We start from the raw sequence: 8,270 nt of genomic DNA, 5'->3' as shown, positions 1-8,270 counted from the left end.
ACGCCCGCAAGCTGCACACCTACCACCCGGAATTCGCAGAGCTTTTCTCCGGCCGGACCGTGCTGGAGCGCAAGGGCACGGAAACGCCGTTGCATGGGCCGCGCGATCTATTGAACGCCGTGTTTGCCGCAGGGCGCGCGGGCGTGACCATGCAGCGCTACAAAGGCCTCGGCGAGATGAACCCGGAGCAGCTCCGCGAGACGACGCTCGATCCGAATGTGCGCACGCTCCTTCAGGTGAAGCTCGGCGAGCTTGCGGACGCGGACGAGATTTTCGCCAAGCTCATGGGCGATGTGGTGGAACCGCGCCGCGACTTCATCCAGCAGAACGCGTTGTCGGTGTCGAATCTGGATATCTGATGGTTCAATTCCGACATTTGCATCCGTTGGCGGCACGCTCGCGAGCAAATGTCGGACGCCAGCAGGCTGCTGAAACCAAAAGCTTTCCGGTCAAAACCCGCAATGGGATCTGTGGTTGAGCTGGAGTGAGACGAATATGGTCAATCGGCGTTCATCTCGCTCCTAGCGGGCGTTGCTACAACCCGAAAAGCCTTTTTCAGCCGCTTATTTGAGCGAGATTTGGTATTGTTGCTATACAATACAAACTCAGACAACCGTCTCTCCATCAGATCAGCCTGTGTTAATCGGACTCGATTTGGCGCAGAGAAGCTGACCGACAGCAGAACTTACAGCGTCGCGCCGCATCAGATCTGCTGCGAGATGCTCGATATGACGGGGAAATCCGCACTGCGGGTTTTTGTGCGGCGCACCAAAGCCCTGCGATGATTGTTGCACCGCAACATGAATTGCGTTAATGTCACGGATACGAATATATTCGACGCAGAGGGCGACCGTCATGTTTCCGTTTCTTGCATTCGCGTCGGCAGGGCAGGCGCAGTCTGCCCCTGCTTCATCTGGTGCGTCGATCAATTACTTCGCGGCGCCATGGGCAACTGCTCCGCTGCCCAAACCCGAACCCACTCGCCCGCGCGACTTCGGCGATTTTTACGTCGACTTCTTGCGTGAGGCGATTTCGTTCTGGGCGCGGCATTACGAAACGCTCGGCAATCGCTCGCATCTTCTGTTTACGCAGATAGCCGCCGCGCTCGCATTCGAACGGGCCGCGCGCGAAACCTCCGCCGCCGTCACACAGGCTTATGCCGCCTTCGGACTTAAGCCGCCTCCGTCCGCCATCCCGCAATGGTCGCAGCCGCAATTGCTTGCGCCGCTGACCAGTTTCGCACCGCTGAGTTCCTTCGCGCCGGGAACCGCTTTGGCTCCATGGGCGGCGTTCAATCCCTGGCTGAGTCCCGCCCTCGCCCAAAACGCCTTCAATCCTTGGGGAGCCGTGGCGGAGAGCTTCAACGTCTGGACGAAGATCTGGCAACCCGCAGTTCCGCAAAAGACCACCGCGCCGCAATCAGTCGCCGCGCCAGCACCGGCGAAGCCATTCACGGCAACAGTGACGGCGCCGGGCGGTTTCAACTGGGCTTTCTCTTTCGGGGTTTAAGTAATCACCGCACTCAGGCGGAATGCTGAGCGAAGGCGCGGCAGATCGCGCGCGTTACGCCGCTCCATCGGTTTCGGCGCGTGCCGCAAGTCACACGCCCGCGGCACGGTGTTTCGGCTGTCGATTGGCTTCTCTGCGTAAAATCGGGTGCCGAGTCACACCGGCTGATCTAAGCCGTCAGCAGGCACGCGTCGCGGATCGCCGCGATGTTCTTCGCATATTCGCCGCCCTTGAACACCGCCGAGCCCGCCACAAGCGCGGTCGCGCCTGCCTGAACCAGCAGCGGCGCGGTTTCGGGCGTCACGCCGCCGTCCACTTCAAGCGCTATGGGGCGGCCCTGGATCATCGCCGCGATGCGCCGGACCTTCTCCACCTGGGACGACAGGAACGCCTGCCCGCCGAATCCGGGGTTGACGCTCATCACGAGCACGAGGTCGATCTTGTCGAGCACATATTCGATGACGCTTTCCGGCGTCGACGGGTTGAGCGAAACGCCCGCCTTCTTGCCGAGGGAGCGGATCACTTGCAGCGAGCGGTCGAGATGCGGCCCCGCCTCTGCATGCACGGTGATGATGTCGGAGCCAGCCTTCGCGAATGCTTCGAGATACGGATCGGCGGGCGCGATCATCAGATGCACATCGAGCGGCTTCTTCGTCCACGGCCGAATGCATTCCACGAGGCGCGGGCCAAATGTGATGTTCGGCACAAAATGGCCGTCCATTACGTCCACATGCACCCAGTCGGCGCCCGCTTCGTCGATGGCGCGCACTTCTTCGCCGAAGCGGGCGAAGTCTGCGGAAAGGATGGACGGCGCGATAAGCGGGAGCGAGGACATGGGCGTATCCTGTTGTTTCGTTATTGGTTCTGGCTTTCGGCCGCGACCTTGAAGACGCGGCTTGCAAGGATGTCTTCAGCCGTTATTTCCGAAAGCTGGTTGGCGGTCAACGCCCCGCCCGTGTGCGCGAACAGCCGGTTCGCCTGACGGAGCCGCGCGCGGTCGAGCGCGTTGCGGATTGAGCGCGCATTCGAGAAATGCGGCTGCTGGCGGCGCTTCTCGATATAGTCGGCGAGGGCAACCTTCGCTTCCGGCGACAGATAATAGTTCTGGTGATCCAGCATCTTGTCCGCGATCTGAAGCAACTCGCCGTCCGAATAGTCCGGGAAGTCGATGTGATGCGCGATGCGGCTGCGGAAGCCGGGATTCGCCGTGAAGAACTTGTCCATCCGGTCGGAGTAGCCCGCGAGGATAACGACGAGGTCTTCGCGCTGGTTTTCCATCACCTGGAGCAGGATTTCGATGGATTCCTGGCCGTAATCGCGCTCGTTTTCCGGGCGATAGAGGTAATACGCTTCGTCGATGAACAGCACGCCGCCCATCGCCTTCTTCAGCACTTCCTTCGTCTTCGGCGCGGTGTGGCCGATATACTGGCCGACGAGGTCGTCGCGCGTCACGGAGACGAGTTGGCCGCGCCGCACATAGCCGAGGCGGTGCAGGATGTTCGCCATGCGCATGGCCACGGTCGTCTTGCCGGTGCCGGGATTGCCTGTGAAGCTCATATGCAGCGTCGGCGCTTCATTGACGAGACCGAGGCGCTTCCGCGCGCGCTCTACCAGAAGCAGCGCCGCGATCTCGCACAGACGCGTCTTGACCGGCTTCAGGCCGATGAGTTCGCGGTCGAGCTGGTCGAGCACCTCACCGACGCCCGATTCCTCATAGTCGCGGCGCAGGTCGATCGTCTCGTTCGCCGCCGCATTTTCGTTCTGTTCCGCCGTCACGCTCACGTCTTCCTCCATGGGCCGACACGCCCGCACTAGCGAATGGCGCCATCGTCCATTCATCAAGAATGGTGACGATGGCCGTATTTCAATCCGCAAAGGAAAGACATGGCCGGTTTTCCAGCCATGTCCACGTTTCCATGTCCGCGATTTCCGCGCGATGCTTACGAATAGCGCTGGCCCGAGGGCTTGTTCGTGGCATAGGGCCGCGTCGTGTAGCGGATGTTGCGCCCGTCGACTTCCTGACGCTCAAGGTCGAAGCCGGGCTCTTCGGCGGGGCGGTCGACGATGAACGACATACGGAGCGATTCCCAGCCATGCGTTGCGTCGAACGCCGAGATACGGATGTAGTAACGCCCGCTATAGACCTTGCGGCAGGCCTGAAGCTCGGAGACTACCGCCGCGGCGTCCTTGATGTCGAACATCGGCAGGCCCCACATTTCCCAATAGGAGTTGCGGGGATGCGGGTCGTCCGTGAATTCGATGTTCACGGCCCAGCCCTTTTCGATGGCGTACTGCACCTGCTTCGCGATCTGTTCGTCCGTCAGATCGGGCAGGAAGGAAAACTGTCCTTGGGTGATGCGCATTAGGTTTCCTCGGTATTCTGCTCTCCGCGTGCGGAGGCCTGAGTGAAATTCGAAGGATGGCCGGGACGACCCCGGCCTTGGCACTCGCAGGCTTAGGAAGCGGTCGGCGTCGGCACGAAGTCCGGCGTGTCCGTGGAGGTGTAATCGAACGTCACCTCGCCCCACGTATCGAGCGCCTGCCTCAGCGGCGTGCAGGTCTTCGCGGCATCCTTCAGGATCTGCGGGCCTTCGGCGAGATAGTCGCGGCCTTCGTTGCGCGCGAAGATCATCGCTTCGAGCGCCACGCGGTTCGCGGTCGCGCCAGCCTGGATGCCGTAGGGGTGGCCGATGGTACCGCCGCCGAACTGAAGCACCACGTCCTCGCCCAGATAGTGGATGAGCTGGTGCATCTGACCGGCGTGGATGCCACCCGAAGCCACCGGCATCACCTTGCCGAGCGAAGCCCACGGCTGGTCGAAGAACACGCCGTGCTCAAGGTTCTGCGGCACGAAGTCTTCGCGCAGGATGTCGTAGTAACCGGCGGTGGTCAGCGGATCGCCTTCGAGCTTGCCGACGACGGTGCCCGCGTGAATGTGGTCGACGCCCGCGAGACGCATCCACTTGGAGATGACGCGGAAGGAAACGCCGTGGCTCTTCTGGCGCGTGTAGGTCGAGTGACCCGCGCGGTGCAGGTGAAGCAGCATGTTGTTGTCGCGCGCCCACTTCGAAATCGACTGGATCGCGACATAGCCGATCACGAGGTCGATCATCACGATGCAGGAGCCAAGTTCCTTCGCGTACTCGGCGCGCTTGTACATCTCTTCCATCGTGCCGGCGGTGATGTTGAGGTACGAGCCCTTGATCTCGCCCGTCTCCGCCTGCGCCTTGTTCACGGCTTCCATGCAGTACAGGAAGCGTTCGCGCCAGTGCATGAAGGGCTGCGAGTTGATGTTCTCGTCGTCCTTCGTGAAGTCGAGGCCGCCCTTGAGCGCCTCATAGACCACGCGGCCGTAGTTGCGGCCGGAAAGGCCGAGCTTCGGCTTCACGGTCGCGCCGAGCAGCGGGCGGCCGAACTTGTCGAGGCGCTCGCGTTCCACGATGATACCAGCCGGCGGGCCGTCGAACGTCTTCACATAGGCGACGGGCAACCGCATGTCTTCGAGGCGCAGCGCCTTCAGCGGCTTGAAGCCGAACACGTTGCCGATAATCGACGCCGTGAGGTTCGAGATGGAGCCGCCCTCGAAAAGGTCGAGGTCGTAGGCGATGTAGGCGAAGTAGGAGCCGGGCGCGTTCGGCACCGGATCGACGCGGTAACATTTCGCGCGGTACTTCTCCGACGCGGTGAGACGGTCGGTCCACACCACAGTCCATGTGGCGGTCGAGCTTTCGCCGGCCACAGCGGCGGACGCCTCGATCGGGTCCACGCCATCTTGCGGCGTAACTCGGAAGAGCGCGATGAGATCTGTCTCTTTCGGTTGATAGTCGGGCTCCCAATACCCCATCTTCTTGTAGGACATTACGCCCGCCTTGTAGCGGTCCTCACCCTTAACCGTTTCAGATTTGTCACTCATGGGTGTCACCTTCCTTGTATTTACACTTTGTTTAGTGGTGGCCGGGAACTCCCGGCCACGCCTCAAGCGACGAGTTTTTTTGCGGCGGCGATAACGGCTTCCACCGTGATGCCGAATTCCTTGTAGACCTGCGGCGCCGGGCCTGACGCGCCGAAGCCGTTCATGCCGACGAACGCACCCTTGTCGCCGATCCAGCGATCCCAGCCGAAGCGGCCCGCCGCCTCGATTGCGACGCGCGGCGCGGTGCCGAGCACTTCCGCGCGATAGGCCTCCGGCTGCGCGTCGAACAGTTCGAAGCACGGCATCGACACGACGACGGTTTTCACGCCCTCCGCGTTCAACTGCTCGGCTGCGGAAACCGCGAGTTCGATTTCCGATCCCGTGGCGATGAGCGTCACGTCGCGCGGGGCTTTGGCGTCGCCGCGCAGAACATATGCTCCCTTTGCGGTGAGGTTTTCGCTCGAAGCTTCCGTGCGCACGGTGGGGAGGTTCTGCCGCGACAGCGCCAGCACCGACGGCGTATGCTTCGAAGCGAGCGCGATCTCGTAGGCTTCCGCCGTCTCGACGATGTCCGCAGGGCGGAACACATTGACGTTCGGCAGCGCGCGAAGGCTCGCGAGGTGTTCGATCGGCTGATGCGTCGGGCCGTCTTCGCCGACGCCGATGGAGTCATGCGTCAGCACGTAGAGGACGCGAAGGCCCATCAGCGCGGAAAGCCGGATCGAGCCGCGCAGGTAGTCGGAGAACACCAGGAACGTTCCGCCATAGGGCACGAAGCCGCCATGCAGCGCGATGCCGTTCATGGCCGCGCCCATTATGTGCTCGCGGATGCCGTAATGGAGGTAGCGGCCCGTGAAGTCGTCGGGCGTGATCGACTTCATGCCCTTGGTGATGGTGTAGTTCGAGTGCGTGAGGTCGGCCGAGCCGCCGATGGTCATGTCGGTGGCGTCGTTGATGACCTGAAGCGCCATCTCCGACGATTTGCGCGTCGCGAGCTTCGGCTTCTCCGCCACGTTTTTCGCGATGAAAGCGTCGAGCGCTTCCTTTACGCTTGCGGGCAGTTTGCCCTCGATCATCCGCTCGAAATGGGCGCGCTCGTCCGCGGTGAGCTGCGACAGGCGCTCATGCCAGGCGGCATGTTCGGCCTTGCCACGCGTGCCAGCCGCACGCCACGTCGACAGGATCGGCTCCGGCACCTCGAACGGCGCATAGGGCCAGCCGAGGAATTCGCGTGCGGCGGCGATTTCGTCCTTGCCGAGCGGCGCGCCGTGCGTCTTCTCCGAGCCCTGCTTGTTCGGCGCGCCGAAACCGATGATGGTCTTACACGCGATAAGCGTCGGCTTTTCGCTCGTCTTCGCCTTGGCGATGGCGGCTTCGACTTCGGCGGCGTTGTGGCCGTCGACGCGGACGGCGTTCCAGCCCGCCGCCTCGAAGCGCTTCACCTGATCCGTGGAGGTGGAGAGGCTTGTCGAGCCGTCGATGGAGATGGAGTTGTCGTCCCAGAGAACGATCAGCTTGTTGAGCTTCAGGTGGCCCGCGAGGTCGATGGCCTCATGGCTGATGCCTTCCATCAGACAACCGTCGCCCACGATGGCATAGGTGTGGTGATCCACAACCTTGTCGCCGAACCGCGCCCCGAGCAGCCGCTCCGCGATGGCCATGCCGACGGCCGTGCTGATGCCCTGGCCGAGCGGCCCGGTCGTCGTCTCGACGCCCTGCGTGTGGCCGTATTCCGGATGCCCCGGCGTCTTCGAGTGAAGCTGACGGAACTTCTTCACTTCCTCGATGGTCACATCCGGCGAGCCGGTGAGATAGAGGAGCGAATAAAGCAGCATCGAGCCGTGGCCGGCCGACAGCACGAAGCGGTCGCGGTCGGGCCATTTCGGCGCGCTCGCGTCGAACTTCAGAAACTTCGTGAACAGCACGGCGGCGACGTCCGCCATGCCCATCGGCATGCCGGGATGGCCGGAATTGGCTGCTTCAACCGCGTCCATGGACAGCGCGCGGATGGCGTTTGCGAGGTCGCGTTGCGACGGATTGGAAACGGGAGGTGTCATTTTGGTCTTTCTTCTGTTCGCGGCGTTCGGAGCGCTCAGGACGAGCGCCGCTTGAGATCGACGAGCCGGTGGATCATCGGCGTAAGGATAAGCTGCATCGCGAGGTCGAGCTTTCCCCCCGGAATGACGATGGAATTCGCCCGGCTCATGAAACTGTCCTGGATCATGGTCTTGAGATACGCGAAGTCAATCCCGCGCGGATCCTTGAAGCGGATCACGACGAGCGATTCGTCCGGCGTCGGGATCCAGCGGGCCACGAACGGGTTCGACGTGTCGACCGTCGGCACGCGCTGGAAGTTGATGTCCGTTTCGGAGAATTGCGGCGTGATGTAGTGCACATAATCGGGCATGCGGCGAAGGATCGTCTTCGTCACATCTTCAGGGGTATAGCCGCGCATCTTGTTGTCGCGATGCATCTTCTGGATCCACTCCAGATTGATGACCGGTACGACGCCGATCTTCAGATCAGCGTGCTTCGCGATGTTGATACCCTGCTCCTTGAGGGTAACCGCGCCGTGAAGACCCTCATAGAAAAGGATGTCACTGCCCTCGGGCAGATCCTGCCACTCCGTGAAGGTGCCGGCGGGCACCCCAAATTTCTCGGCCTCGCCGGCGTCGTGAACGTAATGGCGCGTCTTGCCCGTTCCCGTCGCGCCGTAAGAGCGAAAGGTTTCCTCAAGCTCCTTCAGGAGGTTCGCATCCGGGCCGAAATGGCTCAGATGACGGTTGCCGCGCGCTTCCTCCTCGGCCATCGCCTTCTTCATGGAGGCGCGGTCGTAGAGGTGGTACGC

General features: G+C 62.2%; 8 protein-coding genes and 1 pseudogene. 2 read left to right on the top strand and 7 right to left on the bottom strand.

Translation table 11 applies throughout. The features are described 5' to 3' along the window. Nucleotides 1-359: pseudogene (locus T281_RS14825) on the top strand (DNA gyrase subunit B); the annotation flags it as partial. A gap of 270 nt (nt 360-629) precedes the next feature. Here the strand turns inward: T281_RS14825 and T281_RS18895 are convergent. Continuing rightward, complete coding sequence (locus tag T281_RS18895; protein ID WP_155955280.1) at nt 630-857, bottom strand: hypothetical protein; 228 nt, start codon at nt 855-857, stop codon at nt 630-632. On the opposite strand from T281_RS18895, the gene T281_RS14820 reads away from it, so the two are divergent. After that, nucleotides 856-1,509: a hypothetical protein gene (locus tag T281_RS14820; RefSeq protein WP_037241005.1), complete on the top strand. Its 654-nt coding sequence runs from the start codon at nt 856-858 to the stop codon at nt 1,507-1,509. The genes T281_RS18895 and T281_RS14820 overlap by 2 nt on opposite strands. A 169-nt stretch (nt 1,510-1,678) precedes the next feature. On the opposite strand, the gene rpe is transcribed toward T281_RS14820, so the two are convergent. The 6 genes from rpe to T281_RS14790 form a co-directional block, all read right to left on the bottom strand. Further along, complete coding sequence (rpe, locus tag T281_RS14815) at nt 1,679-2,344, bottom strand: ribulose-phosphate 3-epimerase (protein WP_037241003.1); 666 nt, start codon at nt 2,342-2,344, stop codon at nt 1,679-1,681. A 20-nt stretch (nt 2,345-2,364) separates the two neighbouring features. After that, nucleotides 2,365-3,303 carry a CbbX protein gene (gene cbbX, locus T281_RS14810; RefSeq protein ID WP_052037544.1) on the bottom strand — a complete coding sequence of 313 codons (939 nt, stop codon included), beginning with the start codon at nt 3,301-3,303 and terminating at the stop codon, nt 2,365-2,367. 146 nt (nt 3,304-3,449) lie between these two features. Then, complete coding sequence (locus T281_RS14805) at nt 3,450-3,872, bottom strand: ribulose bisphosphate carboxylase small subunit (RefSeq protein WP_037241002.1); 423 nt, start codon at nt 3,870-3,872, stop codon at nt 3,450-3,452. A gap of 92 nt (nt 3,873-3,964) precedes the next feature. Next, entirely contained in the window at nt 3,965-5,422 is a 1,458-nt protein-coding gene (locus T281_RS14800) for a ribulose-bisphosphate carboxylase large subunit (protein WP_037240999.1), read from the bottom strand. A 62-nt stretch (nt 5,423-5,484) separates the two neighbouring features. Further along, nucleotides 5,485-7,479 (bottom strand): transketolase, encoded by a 1,995-nt coding sequence (gene tkt / locus T281_RS14795; protein WP_037240996.1) that lies wholly within the window; start codon nt 7,477-7,479, stop codon nt 5,485-5,487. A 35-nt stretch (nt 7,480-7,514) separates the two neighbouring features. Further along, nucleotides 7,515-8,270, bottom strand: a 756-nt coding sequence (locus T281_RS14790) for a phosphoribulokinase (RefSeq protein ID WP_037240992.1), incomplete at its 5' end; no start/stop codon positions are given.

The organism is Rhodomicrobium udaipurense JA643, assembly GCF_000636015.1.
Classification (GTDB): domain Bacteria; phylum Pseudomonadota; class Alphaproteobacteria; order Rhizobiales; family Rhodomicrobiaceae; genus Rhodomicrobium; species Rhodomicrobium udaipurense.
This window is presented reverse-complemented; position numbering and strand designations above follow the sequence as displayed.

Coding starts and splice junctions, on each gene's coding strand:
- tkt (WP_037240996.1), bottom strand. CDS start 7,479: ATGACACCTCCCGTTTCCAATCCGTCGCAACGCGACCTCGCAAACGCC.
- T281_RS14820 (WP_037241005.1), top strand. CDS start 856: ATGTTTCCGTTTCTTGCATTCGCGTCGGCAGGGCAGGCGCAGTCTGCC.
- T281_RS18895 (WP_155955280.1), bottom strand. CDS start 857: ATGACGGTCGCCCTCTGCGTCGAATATATTCGTATCCGTGACATTAAC.
- rpe (WP_037241003.1), bottom strand. CDS start 2,344: ATGTCCTCGCTCCCGCTTATCGCGCCGTCCATCCTTTCCGCAGACTTC.
- cbbX (WP_052037544.1), bottom strand. CDS start 3,303: ATGGAGGAAGACGTGAGCGTGACGGCGGAACAGAACGAAAATGCGGCG.
- T281_RS14800 (WP_037240999.1), bottom strand. CDS start 5,422: ATGAGTGACAAATCTGAAACGGTTAAGGGTGAGGACCGCTACAAGGCG.
- T281_RS14805 (WP_037241002.1), bottom strand. CDS start 3,872: ATGCGCATCACCCAAGGACAGTTTTCCTTCCTGCCCGATCTGACGGAC.